Annotated in this window: 25 protein-coding genes; 14 read left to right on the top strand and 11 right to left on the bottom strand. The window is 39.0% G+C overall.

Translation table 11 applies throughout. The features are described from left to right. Positions 1-38: 38 nt before the first annotated feature. A complete protein-coding gene (locus GFH32_RS10545; protein ID WP_153511575.1) occupies positions 39-914 on the bottom strand; it encodes a carbon-nitrogen hydrolase in 876 nt (291 codons plus the stop codon). 171 nt (positions 915-1,085) lie between these two features. Between GFH32_RS10545 and dinB the strand changes: the two genes are divergently transcribed. Then, complete coding sequence (dinB, locus tag GFH32_RS10540; protein ID WP_153511574.1) at positions 1,086-2,156, top strand: DNA polymerase IV; 1,071 nt, start codon at positions 1,086-1,088, stop codon at positions 2,154-2,156. On the opposite strand, the gene GFH32_RS10535 is transcribed toward dinB, so the two are convergent. The 6 genes from GFH32_RS10535 to GFH32_RS10510 form a co-directional block, all read right to left on the bottom strand. After that, positions 2,142-3,536, bottom strand: coding sequence for an exonuclease domain-containing protein (locus tag GFH32_RS10535; RefSeq protein WP_153511573.1), 1,395 nt, complete (start codon positions 3,534-3,536; stop codon positions 2,142-2,144). The two genes, dinB and GFH32_RS10535, sit on opposite strands and share 15 nt — an antisense overlap. A gap of 74 nt (positions 3,537-3,610) precedes the next feature. Beyond that, positions 3,611-4,615 carry an aspartate--ammonia ligase gene (asnA, locus tag GFH32_RS10530; protein WP_153511572.1) on the bottom strand — a complete coding sequence of 335 codons (1,005 nt, stop codon included), beginning with the start codon at positions 4,613-4,615 and terminating at the stop codon, positions 3,611-3,613. Positions 4,616-4,764: 149 nt separating this feature from the next. Then, the gene (locus GFH32_RS10525; RefSeq protein WP_153511571.1) at positions 4,765-6,048 is read right to left on the bottom strand and encodes an anthranilate synthase component I family protein; all 1,284 of its coding nucleotides are present in this window, start codon (positions 6,046-6,048) and stop codon (positions 4,765-4,767) included. A gap of 7 nt (positions 6,049-6,055) precedes the next feature. Further along, complete coding sequence (locus tag GFH32_RS10520; protein WP_153511570.1) at positions 6,056-7,327, bottom strand: adenylosuccinate synthase; 1,272 nt, start codon at positions 7,325-7,327, stop codon at positions 6,056-6,058. Positions 7,328-7,449: 122 nt separating this feature from the next. Further along, the gene (locus GFH32_RS10515) at positions 7,450-7,944 is read right to left on the bottom strand and encodes a Fur family transcriptional regulator (protein WP_153511569.1); all 495 of its coding nucleotides are present in this window, start codon (positions 7,942-7,944) and stop codon (positions 7,450-7,452) included. Positions 7,945-8,025: 81 nt separating this feature from the next. Next, positions 8,026-10,230, bottom strand: a complete 2,205-nt coding sequence (locus tag GFH32_RS10510; protein ID WP_153511568.1) for a RelA/SpoT family protein — start codon at positions 10,228-10,230, stop codon at positions 8,026-8,028. Positions 10,231-10,369: 139 nt separating this feature from the next. Between GFH32_RS10510 and GFH32_RS10505 the strand changes: the two genes are divergently transcribed. From GFH32_RS10505 to bshB1, 3 genes are read left to right on the top strand one after another with little or no spacing between them, the layout of a single operon-like run. After that, a complete protein-coding gene (locus GFH32_RS10505; RefSeq protein WP_153511567.1) occupies positions 10,370-11,011 on the top strand; it encodes a DUF4294 domain-containing protein in 642 nt (213 codons plus the stop codon). Positions 11,012-11,023: 12 nt separating this feature from the next. After that, the gene (locus GFH32_RS10500; RefSeq protein WP_153511566.1) at positions 11,024-11,524 is read left to right on the top strand and encodes a glutathione peroxidase; all 501 of its coding nucleotides are present in this window, start codon (positions 11,024-11,026) and stop codon (positions 11,522-11,524) included. Positions 11,525-11,565: 41 nt separating this feature from the next. After that, positions 11,566-12,285 (top strand): bacillithiol biosynthesis deacetylase BshB1, encoded by a 720-nt coding sequence (gene bshB1 / locus GFH32_RS10495; RefSeq protein ID WP_153511565.1) that lies wholly within the window; start codon positions 11,566-11,568, stop codon positions 12,283-12,285. A gap of 590 nt (positions 12,286-12,875) precedes the next feature. Here the strand turns inward: bshB1 and rplI are convergent. From rplI to GFH32_RS10475, 4 genes are all read right to left on the bottom strand, one after another. Beyond that, the gene (gene rplI, locus GFH32_RS10490) at positions 12,876-13,319 is read right to left on the bottom strand and encodes a 50S ribosomal protein L9 (RefSeq protein WP_153511564.1); all 444 of its coding nucleotides are present in this window, start codon (positions 13,317-13,319) and stop codon (positions 12,876-12,878) included. 13 nt (positions 13,320-13,332) lie between these two features. Continuing rightward, positions 13,333-13,596, bottom strand: a complete 264-nt coding sequence (gene rpsR, locus GFH32_RS10485; protein WP_103906215.1) for a 30S ribosomal protein S18 — start codon at positions 13,594-13,596, stop codon at positions 13,333-13,335. After that, positions 13,596-13,964: a 30S ribosomal protein S6 gene (gene rpsF, locus GFH32_RS10480; protein ID WP_153511563.1), complete on the bottom strand. Its 369-nt coding sequence runs from the start codon at positions 13,962-13,964 to the stop codon at positions 13,596-13,598. Before rpsF ends, rpsR begins: the two co-directional genes overlap by 1 nt. A 478-nt stretch (positions 13,965-14,442) precedes the next feature. Further along, on the bottom strand, positions 14,443-15,648 hold the full coding sequence (locus tag GFH32_RS10475) for a pyridoxal phosphate-dependent aminotransferase (protein ID WP_228384111.1): 1,206 nt from the start codon (positions 15,646-15,648) through the stop codon (positions 14,443-14,445). 142 nt (positions 15,649-15,790) lie between these two features. Here GFH32_RS10475 and GFH32_RS10470 point away from each other — a divergent pair, with 142 nt between their 5' ends. The 10 genes from GFH32_RS10470 to GFH32_RS10430 all read left to right on the top strand — a co-directional run bounded on the left by GFH32_RS10470 (position 15,791) and on the right by GFH32_RS10430 (position 26,011). After that, the gene (locus GFH32_RS10470; RefSeq protein WP_153511562.1) at positions 15,791-16,762 is read left to right on the top strand and encodes a bile acid:sodium symporter family protein; all 972 of its coding nucleotides are present in this window, start codon (positions 15,791-15,793) and stop codon (positions 16,760-16,762) included. A 65-nt stretch (positions 16,763-16,827) separates the two neighbouring features. Continuing rightward, positions 16,828-17,808, top strand: a complete 981-nt coding sequence (locus GFH32_RS10465) for a cation diffusion facilitator family transporter (RefSeq protein WP_153511561.1) — start codon at positions 16,828-16,830, stop codon at positions 17,806-17,808. A 78-nt stretch (positions 17,809-17,886) separates the two neighbouring features. Further along, complete coding sequence (locus GFH32_RS10460; protein WP_153511560.1) at positions 17,887-18,381, top strand: nuclear transport factor 2 family protein; 495 nt, start codon at positions 17,887-17,889, stop codon at positions 18,379-18,381. An 8-nt stretch (positions 18,382-18,389) separates the two neighbouring features. Continuing rightward, positions 18,390-18,671 carry a GNAT family N-acetyltransferase gene (locus GFH32_RS10455; protein WP_153511559.1) on the top strand — a complete coding sequence of 94 codons (282 nt, stop codon included), beginning with the start codon at positions 18,390-18,392 and terminating at the stop codon, positions 18,669-18,671. A 9-nt stretch (positions 18,672-18,680) separates the two neighbouring features. Next, positions 18,681-19,337: an NAD(P)H-binding protein gene (locus GFH32_RS10450; RefSeq protein WP_202111298.1), complete on the top strand. Its 657-nt coding sequence runs from the start codon at positions 18,681-18,683 to the stop codon at positions 19,335-19,337. Between the two features lie 196 nt (positions 19,338-19,533). Then, positions 19,534-21,747 (top strand): NADP-dependent isocitrate dehydrogenase, encoded by a 2,214-nt coding sequence (locus GFH32_RS10445; RefSeq protein WP_153511558.1) that lies wholly within the window; start codon positions 19,534-19,536, stop codon positions 21,745-21,747. Positions 21,748-22,050: 303 nt separating this feature from the next. Continuing rightward, the gene (locus tag GFH32_RS10440) at positions 22,051-22,914 is read left to right on the top strand and encodes a sugar phosphate isomerase/epimerase family protein (protein WP_228384110.1); all 864 of its coding nucleotides are present in this window, start codon (positions 22,051-22,053) and stop codon (positions 22,912-22,914) included. A 162-nt stretch (positions 22,915-23,076) separates the two neighbouring features. Next, positions 23,077-23,505, top strand: coding sequence for a helix-turn-helix domain-containing protein (locus GFH32_RS18400; protein ID WP_228384109.1), 429 nt, complete (start codon positions 23,077-23,079; stop codon positions 23,503-23,505). A 35-nt stretch (positions 23,506-23,540) separates the two neighbouring features. Continuing rightward, the gene (locus GFH32_RS10435) at positions 23,541-24,368 is read left to right on the top strand and encodes an IS3 family transposase (RefSeq protein ID WP_262884779.1); all 828 of its coding nucleotides are present in this window, start codon (positions 23,541-23,543) and stop codon (positions 24,366-24,368) included. A 305-nt stretch (positions 24,369-24,673) separates the two neighbouring features. Next, entirely contained in the window at positions 24,674-26,011 is a 1,338-nt protein-coding gene (locus GFH32_RS10430; protein ID WP_153511557.1) for a PDZ domain-containing protein, read from the top strand. The last annotated feature ends 7 nt before the right edge of the window (positions 26,012-26,018 follow it).

The raw sequence follows: 26,018 nt of genomic DNA, 5'->3' as shown, positions 1-26,018 counted from the left end.
TCGTGTAGAGCATAGTTTGTATTTCTTAAACGTTTGATTTAATCCTCGTCTATAAATCGTTTTGTAATAGGTGCATATGTTTCAATACGACGATCGCGTAGGAATGGCCAATGCTTGCGGAAATAATCTGTTTGATTGAGGTCTAAATCCACAACTTGAACTTCCTCTTGATCATGGGATGCTAAGTATAACAGCTTACCTTGTGCGTTTGCGACGAAGCTTCCGCCCCAGAACTTCATAGCACCATCTTGCTCAAATCCGACGCGGTTTACTGATACCACGGGAACGCCATTAGCTACTGCATGAGAACGTTGAATCGTTTGCCATGCATTGTATTGATCTTGATTGGTTTCTTCGTCTTGGTCTGTTGCCCAGCCAATAGCGGTTGGGTAGAACATGATTTCAGCACCCATAAGGGCGGTGATACGACTTGCCTCTGGATACCATTGATCCCAACAAATTAACACACCAATCTTTCCGAATTTCGTTTGGAATACTTTATAGCCTAAATCACCTGGGGTGAAGTAGAATTTTTCGTAGAATGCTGGATCATCAGGGATATGCATCTTACGGTACTTACCTAAATAAGATCCATCCGCATCTAGTATTGCAGTTGTATTATGATATAGTCCTTGAGCACGTTTTTCGAATAGGGAAGCGATAATAACAACGCCCAACTCTTTTGCCACAATAGATAGGGCATCGGTTGAAGGGCCAGGGATTGCTTCGGCCAGGTCAAAATTATCGTAATCCTCTACATCACAGAAATATAAGGAGGTAAAAAGCTCTTGCAAGCAAACGATTTGGGCACCTTTTGCTGCTGCTTCGCGAACTTTTTCGATCGCTTTATTCAAATTCTCTTGTTTATCCTTTACACAGGACATTTGAACTAAACCAACTTTTACTTTACTCATTTTACAATTACATATAAGGTTTTGGCAAAGATAGAATAAAATAATGAGCTTAGTTGAAATGGGTACATATTTCGGCTTAAGAATAGGTAGATATATTGTAATTTTTTTGGGTTCTGGCGTAAAGCATTTGTGGAAATATTGGGTTAACACAGGCTTTTCTTATTTTTGTATATGCGCAAGATTATTCATATTGATATGGATGCTTTTTATGCTTCAGTCGAACAGCGAGACTTTCCGGAGTTTCGGGGTAAGGCATTGGCCGTTGGCGGCTCTCCCAGTGGGCGAGGAGTGGTCGCAACGGCGAGTTATGAAGCGCGTAAGTTTGGCGTAAAGTCTGCGATGTCTTCACATATGGCATTGCAATTATGCCCCAATTTATTGTTTACCCGCCCACGGTTCGATGTTTATAAGGAGGTTTCCAATCATATTCGATCGATCTTTCAGCGTTATACAGATTTGATAGAGCCGCTTTCACTGGATGAGGCATATTTGGATGTAACAGCGGATAAGTTAGATATCGGTTCGGCTATTGAAATTGCTCGGCAAATAAAACTAGCGATAAAGGAGGAGTTGCAATTGACTGCTTCTGCCGGGGTTTCGGTGAATAAGTTTGTAGCGAAAATTGCCTCAGATTATCAGAAACCGGATGGACTCACGTTTATTGGTCCATCAAAAGTAACAAAGTTCTTGGAGGCTTTGCCGATTCATAAATTCTTCGGAGTAGGTAAGGTTACAGCGAAGAAAATGAATCAAATGGGGATTCATATTGGTGCTGATTTGAAGCGATTTAATGAGATTGAAATTCAACAGCACTTTGGTAAGTCGGGTAAGTTTTTTTATAACATGGTGCGCGGATTGGATGAGCGTCCGGTTCGTCCGAATCGAATATCCAAGTCGGTTGGTTCCGAAGATACATTTGAATCTGATTTAACAGATCCGGAGTTAATGAAGGTTGAGATTACGCGATTGGCGGAGCGTGTTTTTTCGCGCTTAGAACGGGGGGAGAAGTTTGGTAAGACGGTTACGCTAAAGATTAAATATGCTGATTTTACGCAGATTACTCGGAGTAAAACCGGTTTACACTACTTAAGTAAGCTCGAAGAAATTCAAGAGTATGCCTATGAGCTGTTGGCTAAGGTAGACATGCAGGAGAAACGCGTTCGTTTACTCGGCGTTACGGTTTCAAACTTTCAAGGTGAATCTTCCGATAAGGTAGAGTATGTTCAGCTAAGCCTCTTCTAAAGGGATTCCTGTTAATTGTTGCACGCGCGACGGATGCTCTTTTGCGTAGTTAATTGCTAAATTGTTCATGTAGAAATTGCTGTGTACTAAACTTTCATTCACAACGACTTCTTCAATATCATTGATTTCCAGGTCATTTTGAACAAACCCTAAGGCAAAAACCTTGTTTTCTTTAAAATAGATGTAACTCTTCTCTTCTTCATGTCGACCACGATCAACAATAACAAAGCTACGCTTGTTATTCTGAAGGCTTTCTATCGCCGCTAAGACCTTTTCATTATAGTTTGCTACATCCACTGGTTCTTTGCTTAAGCTTGGCTCGGCGCCATCCTTTTCCCCCTTCTGGCTATTGAAGAACGCGCATAATCGTAGTTCCAATGCGAAACTGTTAATCAATTGCAATAAGAATTGTGTGGACTCAAGGACCGTATTGAAGGCGTATAGGGGTGTGATATGCTTCCTTATTTGGCATACAGATAGACGCAGATAACCATTTTGATCTTCATAGCTAATGAGGCCGTATTTGGGATCATATTTTTTTAACGCGCGATTGTAAATTGGCCAAATCTTCTTGATCATATCGCATTCCATTAGGAACGCCATAAGTTCGGTTCCAGATTCTTTAAAATCGATATCACTTATCTCATTGATGAAATGCTGTCTTCGCTCTCCGGGGTTGTTGCCCGTGAAATGGCTGATGACCCTTTTTTTAATGTTGACGGCTTTTCCAACGTAGATTACCTTACCTTGATTATTCTTAAATAGGTAGATTCCGGTGCTATGTGGAAGTCGATTAAAAACTTCACCCGGTATATTTGTAGGAAGCCTTTGTTCTTTGGCATTCGTCTGTTCGACCATTTTTATAAAATGATCGCTATCAGCTTCGTATAGTTTTTGAAATAAAGTAACAGTTGCTTTGGCATCCCCAGCCGCGCGGTGCCTATCTTCGATAATAATACCTAAACTTTGACATAGTTTACCAAGGCTATAACTTGGTAAGCCTTTGAATATTTTGCGTGATAAGCGCACGGTACATAGTCTTTGTGCTTTCCATTCGTATCCTGCCGATTTAAGCTCAGCTTGAACGAAAGAATAATCAAAATGTACATTGTGGGCTACGAAGATGCAGCTTCCTAAAAGGTGATAGATGTCTTCGGCAATATCTTCAAATACGGGTGCATTTTCGACCATCTCATCGGAGATTCCTGTCAATGCCTGAATATGGAAGGGGATAGCTTGTTGAGGATTCACCAAGCTCGAATATTCTTCGACTACTTTCTTGCCATCAAAGATATAGATCGCAATTTCTGTGATTCTACTTGCCGAGGCGGAACCTCCCGTCGTCTCAATATCGACAATAGCGTAGCGTGGTTTCTTCATTAAAAACAAAAATAATACTAATAATCTTATATACTAAAATTATTAGTATTATTTTTTGTCTTTTTAAACTTTTATTATAAAAGTTCGACACCTTTATCGAGTAGTTCTGTCTTTTTCAATTGATCCCAGATGCTTACTTGTACTTCCCCGATGTGTTGAAGCTTCAACATAAACATGCAAATACGTGATTGACCAATACCACCACCAATTGATTCTGGAAGTTGATCATTCAATAACATTTGATGGAACGTTAATTTTTGACGATCTAGACTGTTTCGGATCTCTAATTGCGTTAACAAAGCTTTCTTATCGACGCGGATACCCATTGAAGATAATTCAAAGGCAGTATTTAGGATTGGATTCCAAACGAGAATATCTCCATTTAAGCCATGATATCCACGCTCATTTCCTGTGCTCCAATCATCGTAATCAGCTGCACGCCCGTCATGTGGCTCGCCATTGGTTAATGAACCGCCAATTCCGTAAATGAAAACTGCACCGTATTCTTTAGCAATAGCATTCTCACGTTCCTTACCCGTACTGTTTGGGTATTTTTGCAAGAGCTCCTCAGCCGATACAAAGTGAATCTCTGAAGGTAATACAGCAGCGATATGTGGATACTGTGCAGCGACAGCCTGTTCAGTTTCATAGATAACCTGATAGATTTTCTCTACCGTTAGTTTTAAATAGGCTAAGCTTCTATCTTTTGGAAGGATACATTTTTCCCAATCCCATTGATCTACATAGATAGAGTGAATCGGGGAGTAGTCCTCATCGGGACGCAAGGCGCGCATGTCGGTAAGAATTCCTTCTTCCGGTTCTAATTCCAATTCTTTTAAACGAATTCTTTTCCATTTCGCCAAAGAATGTACTACAACGGCTCTTTGGTCTTGTAGTGATTTTATCGGAAAGGATACTGGTCGCTCAATGCCATTTAAATCATCATTGATGCCTGTTCCATCCAATACCACAATAGGTGACGATACTGGAATTAGGTTTAATGCATGCTTGAGTTTAGTCGCAAAAGTCTCCTTAACAAACGTAATTGCTTGTTCTCTTTTTAAGATATGACGTCCCATTAATTTTTAAAACAAAATAAACATAGTTACTGTGATCTATTAGCGAAAACCACAGCCTTATAATTAACTTCAAAAATACAAAAATGTTAATGATATTGATAGTTTATTGAAGAAATAATCACAACAACTTGAGTTTCTGTTTAATTTATTTAAAGAGATTGCCCTAATGCCGAAAGAATCGCAGATGCCTTCGTTAAACATTCGGCATATTCCTTTTCTGCTTCTGCATCGATTGTGATCGCTCCACCCGTATGGAAGGATAGGTATTGATTTTCAGCATGGTAGATGATCGTGCGAATAACGACGTTAAAGTCGAAATCTCCTTCTGGGGCGAAGTAACCAATGGCGCCAGAATAAACACCTCTACGAGCGGTTTCGTAAAGGTCGCAAAGCTGCATGGCTGATATTTTTGGAGCACCAGTCATTGATCCAGCAGGGAACGTATTTTCAAGGACTTCCGCATCCGTTAATTCGGGATTCTTTTCACAGGAGATTGTTGAAATCAACTGATGAACATGCTTAAAGCTATATAGCCCTAGCTTCTCTGTAACCTGCACGGTGCCGGGGATAGCACTACGTGTTAAATCATTTCTTACTAAATCGACTATCATGACGTTCTCTGCAATCTCTTTCGGGTTGCTCGCTAAGTTTTGCTTGAGAGCTATATCCTCAGCCTCATTCTTCCCACGTGGCGCAGTACCCTTGATTGGCTGAGAGATTAAGGTATTTCCTCGCTTCGCTAGGAAACGCTCCGGAGACGCACTCAAGATATAAGATTGATTGACGCGAAAGAAACAAGCAAACGGGGTAGGAGATAGCTCATTCAGTTTCTGAAATAAGCTTTCCGGCTGATCGATATGTGCGGATTCTGCATAGAATTCCTGACACAGATTCGCCTCATAGATATCACCTCGCTTGATATGGTCCAGAATATGATGAAAGGCCTGAAAATAGTCATCTTTCGACATCCTGGATCTCACTTGCCCGCGTACTTGATAGGAAGGGTCTAAGGTTTCCTCCTTTTGGATTGCTTGATAAATCTCATTTGGGAAATCCGCTATGATCTGTACGCTGCCTGATTTGAAGCGCAGGATATATTGAGGAACAAAGAAGTAAGCGTCTGGAAATCCTGTCCGATTAGGGAATTGGGTATGTAGATCTTCCAGTTCGTTCTTTAGGTCATAACTAAGAAATCCCGGGATCCATGTATCTGGAAACCGGGATTTAAATTGTTCTAAACGTTCGAATGTTGATTGACCTGCTGTAGATGTAAATACCTCTTTCGCAGCAACAGCCAATAGACAGTCTACTTGTGAATATTGATCGCTAAATCCATTAGATTGAAATAAGCAAACTTGATCAAAGCCTTTCGACCACTGTAGGGCCTTAGACAAAAACAAATCGGTATTCACTTCAAAAATGGCTTCGGCCATGTCTGTCTTATAATTCGATAGTTTGCGTACGATCAGGACCTACAGATAAATACTTGATTGGAACATTTAATTCCTGCTCTAAGTAATCAATGTAGTTTTGTAATGCTGCAGGGATTTCATCTTTCGAACGAATTCCTGTAAGATCTTGATTCCAACCTTCGATTTCCTTTAATACAGGCTCTGGTTTGTTGGTAATAATCTCATATGGCATATAATCTATCTGCTCACCTTGGTAGTTATAGTGCGTACAAACGTAGATCTTTTCAAAAGTATCTAATACGTCTGCTTTCATCATAATCAACTCAGTTACACCGTTGATCATGATTGCATATTTTAATGCAGGAAGATCAATCCATCCAGTACGACGAGCACGACCTGTAGTAGCGCCGAACTCATGTCCTAATTGACGTAATTGTTCACCTGTTTCATTATCTAATTCTGTTGGGAATGGACCTCCACCTACACGAGTCGCATACGCTTTGAAAATACCAAATACTTCACCAATCTTGTTAGGGGCGATACCTAATCCTGTACAAGCACCTGCTGTAGTTGTGTTAGAAGAGGTAACGAATGGATAAGATCCGAAGTCAACATCTAACAATGTTCCTTGAGCACCTTCTGCTAATACACGTTTACCTTCTTTTAAGTACTCGTTTACTAAGTGTTCAGAATCTACGTGAGGAATGGTTTTCAAGAATTCAATCGCAGCTAAGAAAGCTTGTTCTTTTTCAGCGAAATCAGGAATCTCACCGTAGTGAGATAACATAGAAAGGTGTTTTTGTTTCAGCTTTTCGTAACGTTCGTTAAAGTCGGAAAGGGTAGTATCACCAACGCGTAATCCGTTACGACCAGTTTTGTCCATGTAAGTTGGGCCAATACCTTTTAAAGTAGAGCCAATTTTACCAGCACCCATATTGCTTTCTGAAGCAGCGTCTAACAATTGGTGAGTAGGTAAAATAAGGTGTGCTTTACGAGCTAATACCAATTTGCCTTTTCCTACCGGATCGAATCCAGCAGCTTTAAGGTTGTCTAGTTCTCTTTTCAGGATAATAGGGTCGATAACAACGCCATTACCGATTAGGTTTAAGGTATCTTCGTTAAAGATTCCGGAAGGGATGGTGTTAAGTACGAATTTCTTGTTATCGAATTCTAAGGTATGTCCAGCGTTTGGACCGCCTTGAAAACGAGCGATCAAATCATATTTCGGACAAAATACATCTACGATTTTTCCTTTTCCTTCATCACCCCACTGCAAACCCAAAAGCACATCAACTTGCATAGTATTTATTGAAATTTATATGTTAAAATTATTGTTTGATTACTTAAAAAAAATGTTCGGAAAAAGGGAATGTATTTGCCTTTTTCCGAACAAAGGTATATATTAATTTGTCGAATGTTAAATTAATTTGAAATTACTGCTTCTTCTTTTACTGGGTCTTTTGCAGTTTTAGATTTACGACAATCTGCGCAGATACCGTATAGGTTTAAGGAGTGGTGTTTGATCTCGAAATTCAACAATTCGCCGATCATCGTTTGAATCTGATAAACGCGAGGGTCACAGAATTCTACAACCTTATTACACTCGATACAGATCACGTGATCATGTTGTTTGTAGCCATAAGATTTTTCAAATTGCGCCATGTTACGGCCAAATTGATGCTTGGTTACCAAATCACAGGAAACGAGAAGTTCTAAGGTATTGTAAACGGTCGCGCGACTCACACGATATTTCTTGTTCTTCATATGGATATATAAAGACTCGACGTCGAAGTGATCGGAGCGTGAATATATTTCCTCCAATATAGCATAACGCTCTGGAGTCTTTCTAAGATTTTTGTTTTCCAAGTAAGCTTCGAAAATCTTTTTAACAGTTTCGTAGTTTTCGCCCTGTTTCATATTATTCAGCAAGTTTTAAGGTTCAAAATTACCAAAATAGAATGGTATTATATAGCTCGATTGTCAAAGCGCTGTAAGTCTTTAGTTCTCTGACTCATATCGAGTAACTCCTGTGATGCCAGGGATTTGTTTTAAGTGTTTGAAGAGACTATCCAATTGTCCTACATCATTGACAAAGACCATAATATCGCCTTCGAATATACCATCATTACTCGATATAGAGAGTGAGCGGATATTGACATGGAAGTCTTGTGAGATAACCGTGGTAATCTTATTCACCAAACCGACATCATCAATACCGACAATTCTCAAGCCAGTTAAGAAAGCGACATTGTTATGTAAAGATGCCCATTTAGCTTTTAGAATACGATACCCGTAGTTTGCCATTAATTTTGAAGCATTCGGACAGCTTGTTCTATGGATCTTGATGCCATCATTAACGGTTAGGAATCCGAAAATATCATCACCAGGGATTGGGTTACAACAAGGAGCTAACGTATAGTCCACCTTCTGATAGTCATCCCCAATGAGGATGGTATCATCTTTCTTGTTGATTTTTTCAACAAGACCACTGATATGTGCCTGGAATTGATTTTGGTTGGCATCTTCAGAACGTTCTGCAGCAACAAACTCTCTTAGATTCTTAATGTCTATTGTTCCTTTTGCAACATTATAGAACAGCTCTTGCGAGCTTGGAAACTTAAAGTAGTTCGCAATTTTATTGATATTTTCGGTGTTGTAGGTGATTTTAAGAGATTTTAATTTACGCTCTAAAATCTCTTTTCCGTCCTCAGCAACGCGTCGTTTTTCTTCCTTCAGTGAAGATTTAATCTTAGATTTTGCTTTTGCAGTAACTACAAAGTTTAGCCAATCTTCTTTTGGCGTTTGCTTGCTCGAGGTAATAATCTCTACTTGATCACCATTCTGCAGTTCATGACTTAAAGGCACAAGCTTATGGTTTACCTTAGCACCAATACAGGTAGCACCGATATCGGTGTGGATTTCAAAAGCAAAGTCGAGTGTGGTTGCACCGTTTGGAAGTTGCACTAGTGTTCCCTTCGGTGTAAAGATGAAGATTTCGTCAGAGAAGAGGTTCATCTTAAAGTCGTCGACAAAATCCATTGCATTGGATTCTGGATTACTCAAGATATCACGAACTTTCTGTATCCATTGATCTAGACCATTATCAGAATTCGATTCTTTGTATTTCCAGTGTGCTGCAAATCCTTTCTCTGCAATTTCATTCATGCGTCTAGTTCGAATTTGAACTTCCACCCATTGGCCTCTAGGGCCCATTACAGTTGTATGTAATGATTCGTAGCCATTTGCTTTCGGCGAGGATACCCAGTCTCGTAGTCGATCAGGATTTGGACGATAAAGATCTGTAACAATCGAGTACACCTTCCAACACTCTGTTTTTTCCTTTTCGGCTTCTGTGTCTATGATAATACGGATAGCAAATAAGTCGTAAACTTCTTCGAAAGGGATCGACTTTTTACGCATCTTATTCCAGATGGAGTGTATGGATTTCGGTCTCCCGAAAACAGAGGCATTGATACCTTCTTCTTTTAATATTCCATTAATTGGCCCAATAAAGTCGCCAATGAATTTCTCACGTTCGGCTTTTTTCTCATTTAATTTCTTCGCGATAAATTTATAAGTATCAGGATCGGTATACTTCATGGAAAGGTCTTCCAATTCCGATTTGATGGCATATAATCCTAAACGATGGGCGAGGGGTGCATATAAATAACTAGTTTCTGACGCGATTTTAAGCTGCTTATGGCGAGCCATAAATTCCATAGTTCGCATATTATGCAAACGGTCGGCTAGCTTAATTAAAATCACACGGACATCATCGGCTAAAGTGAGGAGCATCTTGCGGAAGTTCTCCGCTTGCATAGAGCTATTGGGGTCAAATATGCCCGATATCTTCGTTAAACCGTCGATAATACGCACGACTTTTTTACCGAATTGTTCTTCGATGTCTTGTAAAGTAACGCTGGTATCTTCGACAACGTCATGCAGTAATGCGCAGACAATAGAAGTCGTTCCCAAGCCGATCTCTTCGGCCGCAATTTGTGCAACAGCAATAGGGTGGTAAATATAGGGTTCTCCAGATTTACGACGCATATCTTTATGGCTTTCTAGGGCCAAATCAAATGCTTTACGGATCTGTTGTTTATCGCCTTTTTGTAATGTCGGTTTGCAAGCTCTTAATAACGCACGGTATCTTTTTCGGATTTCCTTATTTTCAGCCTCAATATCAATCACATATTCTTGCATATAACTCCTCTAAATCACTATGATAATTAAATATAATTTGCTAAATTTATTGGGCAAATAATACAGAAAAAATGTTTCTTGTATTGTATAAATATACGAAAAAAATTAATATTAAGCCAGAGGAAATAATTTATTGAGGATGCTTAGGAGTATTAATAAGTGGGTTTTGTTGGGCGTTTTTCTCCTTACGACGTCGCTGTTAAGTCATGCACAGACATTGACGAAACCGCAGTATGGAGAAGGGAAGGCCGAGGTGGTTGAACATTATGCTACTACAACCTTGGACAATGGAGAAGTTGTTCCCTGGTTTCCTATTGAAGAAGTCGTGATTACTGCTGTTCGTCAATGGAAAAGTGAAGATGAACGACAACGTTATTTACGACTTAAGCGAAATGTTATTCGTGTATTGCCTTATGCTATTTATGCCCAAAAGCGATATGACCAATTAGATCGTGACTTAGCAACTGCCAATTCTGGAAGAGAAGAGAAGCGATTAATCAAAGAATGTGAGCGCGAAATTAAAGAGAAGATCACCTCCGAAGTGAAGAATCTGACCGTCTCACAGGGTAAAATCCTGATAAAGCTTATCGAACGCCAAACCGGCAACACCAGCTATGATTTAGTGAAAGACATGAAGGGGGGAGTATCTGCCTTTGTCTATCAAGGTGTGGCCAAGCTATTCGGGCATAACTTAAAAAGTACCTATGATCCGCAAGAGGATTTTGAAATAGAGAACATCATTCGTGAATATGAACGTGTTCGCCCCATTCGTAACCCTTAGACCTAATTTAGTATGAAAGCTACCGTTTATGATTTTAATGCATTGGAATTTAATGGCCAAAAGAAGTCCCTCAAAGACTTTGAAGGCAAGGTTTTATTAATTGTCAATACCGCGAGCAAATGCTTTTTTACGAAGCAATTCAAATCGCTTGAAAATCTGTATAAGAAATACCGCGAGTTAGGTTTTGAGATATTAGCATTTCCGTCCAATGATTTTAGAAATCAAGAACCGTTAACTGGTCGTACATTAGAGACTTTTTGCCGGATCAACCAGCAGGTGTCTTTCCCTGTCTTCAAGCGTATTCATGTCGTTGGCGAATATACCGACCCATTATACCGGTACTTGTCTGACGAGTCCGCAAATGGTACTGTAGGGACCGCCCCATTCTGGAATTTTCATAAGTATTTAATCAATAGAAAAGGAGAGGTTGTTGATCATTTCTACTCAATTACCAGCCCTATGTCAAAAAAGGTACATCAGAAGATCGAAGAATTGCTAAGCAGCCCTGCATAGGATTATTATTTCGTACTTTCGCACAATAGAAACGGAAACTCATGAAATTAGATTTACTTGTGATGACGGTGCATCCTGATGATGCAGAATTGGGTGCTGGAGGTGTAATTGCCAAATATGTTGCTGAGGGTAAAATGGTAGGTATCATAGATTTGACGCAAGGGGAATTAGGAACCCGAGGGACTGCTGAGACGCGCGCTCAAGAAGCCGCAAAAGCTGCCCGAATACTCGGAGTTGCTGTTCGTGAAAATCTAAAACTACGTGATGGTTTCTTCCAAAATGACGAGAGCAACCAATTGGAAGTCGTGAAAGCGATTCGTAAGTACCAACCAGAGATTGTTATCACGAATGCTTTAGATGATCGTCATCCCGATCATGGGAGAGCCAGCAAGCTCGTCAATGATGCTATTTTTATTGCCGGTTTGCGTCGTGTTGAAACCGCTGTTGATGGCGTAGATCAAGAAGCTTTTCGCCCGAGATTACAGTTGCAATTAATTCAAGACAAATACATAAGGCCTGATATTCTTGTAGATATTACAGATTACTGGGATATTAAAGAGCGATCCGTTCTTGCGTATACGACTCAGTTTAACGTACAAGCGGATGATACAGAACCACAAACCTATATCTCAAATCCTGATTTTATGGCGTCTACACGCGCACGTGCGCATGAACTTGGTCGTTCAATCCAAGTGAAGTATGCTGAAGGATTTACAGCAAGAAGACTTTTAGGGGTGCAGGATATATTTACGTTAATTTAGATAGTAGATTTTAGACATTAGACATTAGATATTAGATATTAGACGCCTTAGGGCGTTTTTTTTTTAGTATTTAGTATTTAGTATTTAGTAGTTAGTATATAGTAGTTGGTAGGTAGTAGTTGGTAGGTAGTAGTTGGTAGGTAGTATATAGTAGTTAGTATTTTTAACAGCTTTCGGTAGGGATGTGTGATATTATTTCTTAGTGCACTACTGTATATTTACTATCGGTATTAGCGGATAATCGTCTGTTTCAGCAAAGATAGCCTCCGAAGGTTTCGTCAAATAAAGGGCTTTCGCGGCATAAATGCTCACTGCGCTCCGCTTTATTCCACGATCCCTTTACATGACGACCTTCTCTGGCTGTGAGTCGCCTAACAGAAGATTAACCTTGAAAGCTGACGATGTACTGTGTGTAGATGCTTATTGATATTCGGTTTTTATTTTTGTTTTCGTGTAGAGGGGCTACTTGTAGGAGGGATGGAATTTTTATTGGAATTAGTTGGGGGCTTTCTAGCTAGAATGCTAAATGTGGTATAATAAAAAAGGGTTATTTCGTAAGAAATAACCCTTTTTTATGTTTTAAAGTAAGATTACTCAGCAACTACTTCGAAAGGTACTTGAACTTTAACTTCTTTGTGTAAGTTTAAGTTAGCAATGTACTCACCTACATTTTTAGGCTCTGTTTCGAAAGTAATACGACGGCGATCAACATCAAATCCTTGAGCTTTTAAAGCGTCAGCGATTTGAATGCTATTCACTTTACCGAAGATTTTGCCAGACTCACCCGCTTTAGCACCGATAGATAATTTTACCGCTTCTAATTTAGCTGCTAATTCTGTAGCATCTTTCTTAATTTTTTCTTGTTTAAACTGAGCTTGTTTGATATTCTCAGCTAACACTTTCTTTGCAGACGGCGTAGCCATTGCTGCAAATCCTTGAGGGATTAAGTAGTTACGACCATAACCTGGTTTTACTACTACGATATCGTCTTTCTCTCCAAGGTGTTTAACATCTTGTTTTAATATAACTTCCATTATCGTATCCTCCTTATTTTAATGAATCAGTTACGTAAGGCAATAATCCGATGATACGCGCACGTTTCACGGCTTGAGCTACTTTACGTTGAAATTTCAATGATGTACCAGTTAAACGACGAGGTAAAATTTTACCTTGATCATTTACAAACTTCAATAAGAAGTTGGCGTCTTTGTAGTCGATGTACTTAATACCGTTCTTCTTGAAACGACAGTATTTTTTACGGTTGTCCTCTACTTTAGGGGCAGTTACGTATTGGATATTCTCGTTTGCCATTAGTTTGCTACCTCCTCAGTTTTTGGTTCAGTTTTCTTGTTGAATGCACCGCTACGTTTTTTCTCGTTGTAAGCAACTGCGTGCTTATCTAGAGAGATTGTTAAGAAACGCATCACGCGCTCATCACGTTTGTATTCAACCTCTAATTTTTTAATTAAATCACCTGGAGCCTTGAATTCAGTTAAGTGATAGAATCCAGTTGTTTTTTTCTGGATTGGATACGCTAATTTTCTCAAACCCCAATTATCTTCAGCGATAATTTCGGCTCCGCCTTCTGTTAAAACACTTTTGAATTTAGCAATAGCTTCTTTCGCAGCGTCTTCTGAAAGCAACGGGGTAAGAATGATTACAGATTCGTACTGTTGCATTGTTTAAATAATTTTGTTTATCAATACTCCGAGTTATTTTACGGAGATGCAAAAATAGATAATAGATTCTATAAAAGCTAATTATTTGTTAATATTTTATTTAGCGTTTTTAAAGAGGCTCGCGGTGTAGTTGAAAGTTTACAAATGGAGTTTTATCGACGGTCAAGTTTGTCAAAGAAAAAATGCCTGCAGATATTTGTTGCGCAATTTAATACTAAAGAAAAACGAAATTGAGGGCTACGATTGGAAGACTACCTATTTGGGTTAAAGTAATAGTTTCTATCACTACAGGAATCGCTTTAGGCTGTGTGCTCGCAGAAATCTTGTATTACGTTATCGTTTAAACAAATAATTGCTCGAAATTGAATGGCTAGCCAATAAATGGTCGACAATTTCAAATTACATAGACTAACTTCGAAATAATACATATGCAAATCGGCCACTTCTTGAAGTGGCCGATTTCTTTATATTATTATGATTACGCTAATTTTCCTAGCGCTTCTTTAATTCTTCTTAAAGCTTCTTTCAAATTTTCGTCGGAAGCAGCATATGACAATCGGATATAATTATTGTTTCCGAATGAATCACCACCTACAGTAGCAACGTGTCCGAAGTTCAATAAGTATAGCGCTAAATCTGCGGAGTTCTTGATTTCATTTCCTTCTGGATCTTTCTTTCCGAAGAAAGAGCTAATTTGAGGGAAGAAATAGAAGGCACCTTGAGGAAGATTAGTTTTTACTCCAGGGATATCATTTAACAAATCGTATACTAATTGACGACGACGAGCAAACGCTTCTTTCATCTCCAGTACACTTGCTAATCCTTGCTCGTAAGCAACAATTCCTGCACGCTGAGCGATTGAACAAGTTCCAGATGTTGTTTGACCTTGCAACTTATCGTTCGCTGCTGCAATCTCTTTATTTGCGGCGATATAACCTAAACGCCATCCAGTCATTGCGAATGCTTTCGAAAAACCATTGATAATGATTACTCTATCTTTAATTGCTGGGAATTGAGCGATTGACTCATGTTGATCCACAAAGTTAATATGCTCATAAATTTCATCAGAGATGATGAAGATATCAGGGTGTTTTTCAAAAACCTTTGCTAAAGCTTCTAATTCATTTTTCGAATAAACGGAGCCGGTAGGATTACAAGGTGAAGAAAACATGAATACTTTAGATTTCGGCGTAATCGCTGCTTCTAATTGCGCTGGCGTAATTTTGAAATCAGATTCAATATCGGTGTCGATAAATACCGATTTACCTTCTGCCAAAGTAACCATCTCGGAATAAGAAACCCAGTATGGTGTTGGAATAATTACCTCGTCACCTGGATTCACCAAAGTTAAGATCACATTGGACAATGATTGTTTCGCGCCTGTAGAAACGACGATTTGCGAAATATCATAATCTAAGCCGTTTTCGTTTTTCAACTTATTAACGATCGCTTGGCGCAAATCTGGGTAGCCTGGTACTGGCGAGTAACGTGTATAGTTCTCATCCAAAGCCTTCTTTGCAGCATCCTTAACATGTGCTGGAGTATTGAAGTCTGGTTCGCCTACACTTAAACTAATGACATTGATGCCTTTTGCCGCCAGTTCGCGACCTAATTTGGTCATCTTTAATGTTGCTGATTCGGATAGATTGTTTATCCTTTCTGATAAATATGATGCTGTACTCATGATATTGCAAATATATTATATAGCTTTCACTTAAACTGATAAATATGTAATAAAATCTTTATAAAGATGAGATTTTTTAAATAAATCAAGGCAACAAGCCCATGAAATAAATTCCTAATTTTGCCAAACAATCCTTCGTAAGATGAAGCTCAAGTTTGATGGTTTTATATTAGCCCTGATCGCCATGATAATTCTGGCGTATATCTATCCTGATTTAGTAAGTGCGCAAGGCGGTCATTTATTTGATACGATAAGCACGATAGGCGTGTCCCTTATTTTTTTCTTTTATGGCTTGAAACTAAGCTTTGGAGAGATCAAAGAGGGCTTGAAAAACTGGAAACTCCACGTTTCGATTCAGCTATTTACCTTTGCATTATTTCCACTGATTATCTTAGCATTTAGACCTTTTATTCAAGGGATTGTTCAAGAGCAATTTTGGTTATCCTTCTATTTTTTAGCCGCATTGCCATCAACCGTATCGTCCTCTGTGGTGATGGTATCAATTGCCCGAGGAAACATACCCGCTGCGATTTTCAATGCGAGTATATCGGGATTAATTGGAGTCGTCGTGACGCCGTTACTAATGCAAGCTTTCTTGGAGTTTGAGCAGGTGAACGTATTAGGAGATGTGTATTGGGGGCTTATTAAGGAGATTATTATACCCGTGATTTTAGGGTTGATGTTACAGCCATATCTTGGAAAATGGGCAACAAAGTATAGTAAGCCGCTGGCGAAATTTGATAAAGCTGTTATTTTATCCATTGTTTACAGCAGTTTTGCGGAGTCGTTTCTATCCGATGTATTCCATAAAGTAGGGACAATGTATCTCATTTGGTTATTTATAGGTGTTATCTTTTTATTCTTTATCGTGTATGCATTGGTTTATGTCATCACACGTTATGTGCTTAAATTCAATCGAGAAGATCAAATTACCGCCTTATTTTGTGGATCAAAGAAATCTTTAACCCATGGGTCAGTTTTCAGTAAATTTCTGTTTGCGGGGAACCCAAATATGGGACTATATATTATACCATTAATGGTCTTTCATGCGTTCCAGATCTTCGTTGTTACGATAATCGCAGAACGCTATGCTAATCAATTTAATAGAAAATAGTAATAAAAAAATAATTTAATTCGCTGATAATTTCATTAATTTTGTGCCTTCAACTAGAAAAGGAAATGTCTAGACAAATGAGATTGGTGTTACTGTCCTTAGTGACAGGGATTGTATTAATGCTAATAAAATTCGTTGCATATTTTATTACAGAATCGAATGCAATTTTTTCAGACGCCGCAGAGAGCATCGTCAATATCGCAGCTTCCGGATTCGCTTATTATAGTATCTACCTTGCTGCACAACCCAAAGATTTAAATCATCCATATGGGCACGGGAAAGTTGAATTCTTCTCGGTCTTTGTCGAAGGTGCCTTAATATTTATCGCCGGTAGTGTTATTTTAGTCAAGGCGATTTACAATATTTTCTTCCCCCAACCCGTTGCAAACGTCGAAGAGGGGATGTTGCTTATCTTTATTACATCACTCATCAACTTTGGCGTTGGATTTTACTTAATCAAACGTGGTCGTGCCTTACGCTCACTCACCATCGAAGCTGACGGAAAACATTTGCAAATTGATGCTTACAGCTCCATTGGATTAATCGTTGGTTTATTCATTATGAAGCTCACCAAGCTTCCTTGGATTGATTTAGCTTTGTCAATCGTCTTAGGATTTTTTATCTTATATAATGGTTATAAATTACTGCGTAAATCTATCTCAGGTCTTATGGATGAGTCGGATCAAGAAGTAATTGACGAAGTGGTAGCCATCTTAAAAGACAAACGAAAAACGGAGTGGATTGATGTACATAACTTACGTGTTCAACGATATGGGCAAGAGCTTCATATCGATTGCCACTTAACACTTCCAAATTACTACGACCTTAGCCAAGTGCACGATAGTATCTCTGATTTTGACCAAATTCTAAATGCGAATTTGGAATCCAAGACAGAGTTCTTTATTCATGCAGATCCTTGTTTGCCAGAGTGTTGTCATTACTGTGCCGTAGAGGACTGTCCGATACGTTCTGAGGAATTTAAGAAACATATCGAATGGACTTCCGTTAATGTAACCAAAAACATGAAGCACTTCCGTAAAGCTTAATGCTTTCTGAATGTCATTTCAGTGCTGTAATTAGCATATTTTCTTAGGGAATCAGTATATTTAGTTCAAATTTTTCCTATGAAAAGATTACTGTTTCTCTCCATTTTTATTATTTCATCGATGTCCTTATTTGCGCAGCGTCCTGCAGATGTAGTATCCAAACGGATGGATGATTGGCATTTAGCCGCTGCACGTGCGGACTTTAAAGCCTATTTTGACATGATGGATGAGCAGTCTATTTTTATCGGTACGGATGCGACGGAACGGTGGGATAAAGCCGCGTTTATGGCATATGCGAAGCCGCATTTCGATAAAGGAAGGGCTTGGAACATGAAAGCCTTGGAACGACATATTATTTTTTCAGCCGACGGTAAAACCGCATGGCTTGATGAATTGTTAGATACACAGATGAAGATCTGTCGAGGATCTGCCGTATTGGAACTACAGAACGGTAGCTGGATTATCAAGCATTATGTGTTGTCAATGACGGTACCCAATGATGTGTCTGCGGAAGTGGTAGGAGCCAAATCGGCCATAGAGGATAAATTAATTCAATCAATTAAACATAATTAAATAGGCCTATGCTAGTAAAACATGAGGTTAATGGCAATAAAGGAGGATTTTATGCCATTGAAGAAGGAAAGACAATAGGAGAGATGACCTATTCGGCTGCAGGACCGGGAAAGATCATTATTGATCATACGGAAGTTGATCCCGAAGAAAAGGGAAAGGGAATTGGACATGTCTTATTAATGAAAGCAGTTGAATATGCGCGTGAAAATAACGTCAAGATATTGCCCCTATGTCCATTTGCGAAAGCATCTTTCGATCGGGATGTGAATATTCGTGACGTCTTATTTTAGCAGTTGATAATGGGTATAAAAGCCATAGTTATTGGTGGTTCAGGAGCGACAGGTAAAGAGCTTGTCAAGCAGTTAATTGCGCGTAGCGACGTTAAAAAAGTTCGAGTTTTGCTGCGCAGGCCCTATTTCGAACCACAAGAAAAGTTAGAAGAGATTATTGTCGATTTCAATAGGCTTGCTGATTTTAGCGAGCATATTGAAGGCGATATTGCGTTTAGTACACTTGGTACGACAATTAAAGATGCTGGCAGCCAATCGGCACAATGGAAGATTGACCATGATTATCCCCTAAGTTTTGCGGCGCTCGCTAAAGCGAAAGGCGTGCATACCTTTGTGCTCTTATCATCCATGCAAGCGGATCCCCAAGCGAAGTTTTATTATCCAAGAATGAAAGGCGCCTTAGAAGAGGCTATTCGAAGTCTTGAATTTCCAAGCTTGACGATTTTGCGCCCTGGAATTATTGACCGGCCCAACACTGATCGTTTAGGTGAGAAAGTCGCTGTTCGCGCTATCAAATTTTTCAATCAGGTTGGCTTATTTCATAAGTATCGCGCTATTCAAACGGCGGATTTGGCGAAAGCTTTAATAGTTGCTGGCATTGATTTTCCGAAAGACGGAATAAAGCTGTATGAAGGGCCCGAAATACTACACGGAATTCAACGCTAAAGCCAAGAAAAATAACAAAAAATAAGGTGGAATAATTAGAATCGGTCATTGATTTTCAATGTTCAGGTATTATTTGCGTATTTATGTCTATTTTATTTTCATTTTGTTATCTTTAGGCGAATTTTAAAAAAACAGGTTGTTTTATAGCTTGTTTTCCATTTTTTAAAGCAAAACAATATCATTTCAATAGAAAATTATGTCATCTAAAATCATTTACACAAAAACAGATGAAGCGCCGTTATTGGCAACGTATTCATTTCTACCCATTGTTCAAGCATTCGCAAAACCAGCGAATATTGAAATCGAATTAAGAGACATTTCATTAGCAGGACGTATCCTTGCAAACTTCAATGACTATTTAACAGCAGATCAAAAGACAAGCGATGCATTAGCAGAACTAGGTCAATTGGCTACTCAACCAGAAGCTAATATTATTAAGCTTCCAAATATTTCTGCTTCTATTCCGCAGATAAAAGGAGCGATTGCAGAGCTGCAAAAAGCAGGTTACGCAATCCCTAACTACCCAGATGCACCAGCAAATGCGGAAGAAGAGAAGATCAAAGCAACGTATGCGAAGGTTTTAGGATCGGCTGTAAATCCGGTATTACGCGAAGGTAACTCTGATCGTCGTGCACCTAAAGCAGTTAAGAACTACGCAAAGGCTAACCCGCACCGTATGGGTGCATGGGCATCCGATAGCAAAACGGCGGTAACGTCAATGCAAGACGGTGATTTCTATAGCACAGAGAAATCTGTAACTGTAGCAAATGATTCACAATACAAAATTGAATTTGTTGCAGCTGATGGTTCTGTAAAAGAATTAAAAGGCTTAGGTAACCTGAAAGCAGGTGAAGTTATTGACTCATCGGTATTAAATATTGCAAAATTAAAATCATTCGTTGCGGATGCGATTGCAGAAGCAAAAGCAGCAGGCATCTTATTGTCGGCACACTTGAAAGCGACGATGATGAAAGTTTCTGACCCTATTATCTTCGGTGCTATTGTTGAAGTTTACTTCAAAGATGTATTCGCACAGTATGGTGATTTATTCGCTGAATTGGGAATCAACAAGAACAACGGATTAGGTGAGGTTTATGCTAAAATTGCAGGCAATGCAAAAGAAGCAGAGGTTAAAGCAGCAATCGAAGCAGCAATTGCGAACGGTCCTGATTTAGCGATGGTGAATTCTGACAAAGGAATCACGAACCTACACGTACCTTCTGATGTAATCGTTGATGCATCTATGCCAGCAATGATTCGTATCGGTGGTAAAATGTGGGATAAAAATGGCGCAGAGCAAGACACTTTAGCGATTATTCCAGATCGTTCATACGCTGGTATCTACGAAGCAGTAATCGAAGATTGTAAAGTGAATGGTGCTTATGATCCTAAAACAATGGGTTCAGTACCAAACGTAGGATTAATGGCTCAAAAAGCTGAAGAGTACGGATCACACGATAAAACATTCCAAGCAGCTTCAAATGGTACAATCCGTGTTGTTGATGCGGCTGGTAATGTATATATGGAGCAAGCTGTTGAAGCAGGCGATATCTTCCGTATGTGTCAAACAAAAGATGCTCCTATTCAAGACTGGGTTAAACTAGCCGTAAATCGCGCTCGTTTATCAGATACTCCTGCCGTTTTCTGGTTAGATGAAAACCGTGCACACGATAGAGAGATCATCAAAAAAGTAAATACATACTTAGCGAACTACGATACAAACGGATTAGATATTCGTATCCTATCTCCAATTGAAGCTACGAAATTCTCTGTAGAGCGTATTCGTCAAGGTTTAGATACCATCTCTGTAACAGGAAACGTGTTACGCGATTATTTAACTGACTTATTCCCAATTTTAGAATTAGGTACATCAGCGAAAATGTTATCTATCGTTCCATTAATGAACGGTGGTGGTTTATTCGAAACTGGTGCTGGTGGTTCTGCACCTAAGCACGTTGAACAATTCTTAGAAGAAGGATACTTACGTTGGGATTCATTAGGTGAGTTTTTAGCGTTACAAGCATCTTTGGAGCACTTAGCACAAACACAAAACAATGCGAAAGCGCAAGTATTGGCTGATGCATTAGATGAGGCAAATGCTAAATTCTTAGCGACAGATAAATCTCCAGCTCGTAAAGTTGGTCAGATTGACAACCGCGGTTCTCACTTCTATTTAGCACTATACTGGGCAGAAGCTTTGGCAGCACAAACAAAAGATGCTGAATTAGCAAATGCTTTCGCAGGTTTAGCAGCTGCTTTATCAAGCAACGAAGCGAAAATCAACGAAGAATTAATCGGCGCACAAGGCAAAGCACAAAACATCGAAGGATATTACTATCCAAATGATGAATTAGCTGCAAAAGCAATGCGTCCTTCTGCAACATTAAATCAAGCTATCGATACTTTCTAAGCGAAATATCATAAGCAATAAATAAAAAGCTGTACCATAAAACGATGGTACAGCTTTTTTTTCTTCCTCACTTTTTTCTTCATTCATTTTTCCGCTAGAGATCTATCACTATTGACTATTCTTTTAACCCATTAATCTTGGCATTCTTCGAATGAGGTATGCTTCAGCTAGGGCTAAGCTAGGCTTCAGCAACGACCTTCTTCTGTAATAATTTTATCGAAAAACAGCTGAATTGACGGATCCAATTTGGGATTGCTAGGCTATATCCTTATATTTAAGTTAACACAACGTAAACCTAATTCGATGAGAGATAAATCAGCATCAAGACGCCAGTTTTTACAACAAACATTTATGGCGGGTACGGCATTAATTGCTGCACCTTCTTTATTAAGCAGTACTGCAAACGCCTTTGAGAAACAATCCACTGTCAATAAACAAGATCGCTTGAAACTTGGTATGGCCGGGTATAGCTTCGTTCATTTTGATCTTGATCAATCGCTAGCGATGATGAAGCGTATTGAAGTTCGCTACTTATGTATTAAAGATTTTCACTTACCATTGACCAGCTCGGCAGAGCAGATTGCGGCATTCCACAAGAAATTGGCTGATGCGAATGTTAAAGGATATGCTGTAGGTCCAATCTATACGAAAACAACAGCCGATATCGACAAAGCATTCGACTATGCAAAACGTGTAGGTGTCGACTTAATAGTCGGAATTCCAGAAATTAAAGACCTACCTTATGTATCGCAGAAATGTAAGGAAACAAATATTCGCTATGCCATCCATAACCATGGACCGGAAGATAAAATCTATCCGAATGCAACCGTAATTTGGAATAATATCAAAGCGCTCGATAAAAATGTAGGTATGTGTTTCGATATGGGCCACAATATGCGCGACGGACAAGATCCGTTAAAAGATCTACTGCGCTATAAAGACCGTATTTTTGACCTGCACCTTAAGAACGTTACATCCGCAACAAAGGACGGAAAGACATGCGAGCTTGGGAGAGGGGTAATCGATATTCCAGCATTTACAAAAGGCTTGCTGAAAATCGGATACAAAGGCTCGTGTAGCATCGAATTCGAAAAAGACATGAAAGACCCATTACCTGGAATCGCCGAGACTGTAGGCTATTTTAGAGGGGTGTTGAGTGCGATCTAGTGTGAATAGATGTTAGATAATAGACATTAGATGTTAGACATTAGATTCTAGATGTTAGACATTCGATTTGAAATCACAAAAAGAGGAACCGGAAACTGGGTTCCTCTTTTTGTATTTAATGTTTGTCTCGTCCTGAAATAACGATACATAAAAAGAATCGTTATGAAAGAAATATCCAATTATGTAAAACGTACGCAGCGTGATTACACTTTAAGCTTCAAACTGAATGTTGTCAGAGAAGTTGAATCCGGAGAATTGACAAGCACACAAGCACAAAGAAAGTATGGTATCCAAGGAGATAGCACAATTCGTAACTGGTTGAAAAAATATGGTAACTTTGATTGGGAGAATCAAATACCATCCAGTATGGCAAAGTCACCAGAACAACGCATCTTAGAATTAGAAGCCAAAATCAAATTGTTGGAGAAGCAGAAAGCGCAGCTTGAGCGACAGAATTACATTGCTGATTCCAAAGCGATTATCTTTGATATGATGATCGATATTGCCGAACAAGAATATAAAATAGACGTAAGAAAAAACTTCAAACCCGCACAATCGATCGTTTCCGACAAGAAAAACAAGAAAGCCTAAGTTTTACTTGTGGGTTGTTCGGGTTAAGCAGGCAAGTGTATTATCGAAGAATCAAACGAACTAAAAGAAGTCAAAATATAGCGAGTAAAGTTGTGAGCTTAGTCCAGGAACTACGCGCTGTTCAGCCAAGAATTGGTACACGGAAACTCTATCATTTAATGGTCCAAGAACTACAGGTATTAAAAGTTGGCAGAGACAAGTTTTTTGATATTTTACGAGCCAATCACTTATTAATTATTCCAAAACGGAGTTATCGCACCACGACCATGTCACATCATCGATTTAGAAAATATCCTAATATTATTAAAGAAATGAATATTTATCGTCCCAATCAAGTTTGGGTGAGTGACATTACTTACATCGGAAAACGAGAAAAACCTTGTTATCTAAGTTTGATTACAGATGTATATTCTAAGAAGATAGTAGGCTTTGAAATCTCAAGCACAATGTGTACAAGTCATGTTGTCAAAGCATTGAAAATGGCTCAAAAACAAAGAAAAATAAAGGAATCATTAATCCATCATTCCGACAGAGGTATACAATATTGTTCAGACGAGTATCAATATTATCTAAACAAATACAAGATTAAGTGCAGTATGACAGAAAACTCTGATCCTTATGAAAACGCCATTGCTGAACGTATAAACGGTATCCTGAAACAAGAGTTCATGATTGATAGCTATCATTTAGAGCTAACTTTGATGAAGCAAATTGTAGAGGAAGCAATCAATATCTACAACAATGACAGACCACATTGGTCTAATCATATGCTAACTCCCAATCAAATGCATCTCAAATCAAATATGAATTACAAAACTTATAAAACAAAAAGCAGTAGAAACCTCTCGGCTACTACTGCATAAAATTATGTATTTTTAATCACTGAAAAACCGTATCTATTTTTCAGGACTAGTCAGTTGTCAAGGATTTTATACTTAACTGAATTAGGGTTTGCGATATGCCTTCCTATTGATTCATCATTAGATTTAAAAGAGGTGAAATAAAGCATTTATGCTTAGATAAATAGGACGAATACAATTGAACCTGACGAAAATATTAGCTAACGTATTTTTTGGATATTAGAAACTGCTCGACATATAGTTGGTTAGACGTCTAACATCTAAAATCTAATGTCTAAATCGTATATTCGTATTATAAGCCTATCTATATGAAAATACTTGCACTTCTTTTGTTGTGCTTGATGAGTTTTATGGCTCATGGGCAATCGGATTTTTCTTTTCTTTCGAAGAAGCGATCTTTTGATTTTGAGTTGGTTGGTAATTTGATAATAATTCCAGTCAAGTTGAATGGGGTTTCGTTATCATTTCTATTGGATACTGGTGTAAAGGAGACGATTTTATTTGCGAGTACCCGCGATTCTGTTCCTTTGGATAATGTTCATAAGGTGAAGTTTTCGGGTATAGGTATTGAGGATGGGGTAGAGGGCATTATGGCGGTTGCTAATGATTTGGAAATTGGCGCTATCTTGCGTGATTCTACTCACAACGTATTTGTTATCGATGGGGAGGAGTTAGATATCTCCAGTCATATTGGGATGCCGGTAAATGGTATTCTGGGGGCTCGATTTATACAGGAGTTTATGCTGAAGATCGATTATGTGAAGTGCAAAATAGAGCTATTTGATCCGTTCGACTACCCTACGAAATTGACCAGAAAATATACACGTGTGCCGATTGTATTAGAGCGCGATCGTCCTTATACAGAAGTGGATATTCGTCTTGCTGATCATCGTTTAGAGCATGCGAAGATGTTAATTGATATGGGGAATTCGGATGGTATGCTCATCTTTCCTTTTGTATTGAAGGACTTTAAAGTGCAGGATCCTAGTGTGTATGAGTTTATAGGTAGAGGTTTTAATGGGGAAATCTTTGGTTTTCGGAATCGGATTTCGGGATTCGACTGGGCGGGTTTTCATATAAAGCAACCGGTGGTATCCTATCCAGATACGAATGCTGTACATGCTGCGCGTTTGGCGGAAGGTCGGATTGGCTCTGTCGGCAATCAGGTTCTTAGACATTTCCATGTGATTCTGAACTATCAGGCAGATGAGATCTTCCTGCGTCCGAATCGGAACTATGGCAAACCCTTTGAGTTCAATATGAGTGGGATGGAGATAAAGCATGACGGTTTAGTTTGGACGCAGCGTGAGGTTGCGACCAGTATTGGGAGTCGGGATCGGGATAATCCAAATGGTGCTGTGACTGCCTGGGAGTCGCAAGTATTAAAATACGAATTTAAGCTGTTGCCGGTCTATGTTGTTGCTGGGGTACGGAAAAACTCTCCTGCTGAGCATGTTGGGATACAGAAGGATGATATTTTACTTCGTGTTAACGGCAAGCGTACCGAAAATATGAAACTGAAAGACCTGATGTCTAAGCTTCAGCATAAAGATGGGGACTTGATTAAACTGGAAGTCGAGCGGAAAGGGGAGAAAATGGAATTTGTATTTAAGCTCGTTGATCCGATTCCTTATAAAGGAAACTGACGAGTGT

The organism is Sphingobacteruim zhuxiongii, assembly GCF_009557615.1.
Taxonomy (GTDB): Bacteria; Bacteroidota; Bacteroidia; order Sphingobacteriales; family Sphingobacteriaceae; genus Sphingobacterium; species Sphingobacterium zhuxiongii.
This window is presented reverse-complemented; position numbering and strand designations above follow the sequence as displayed.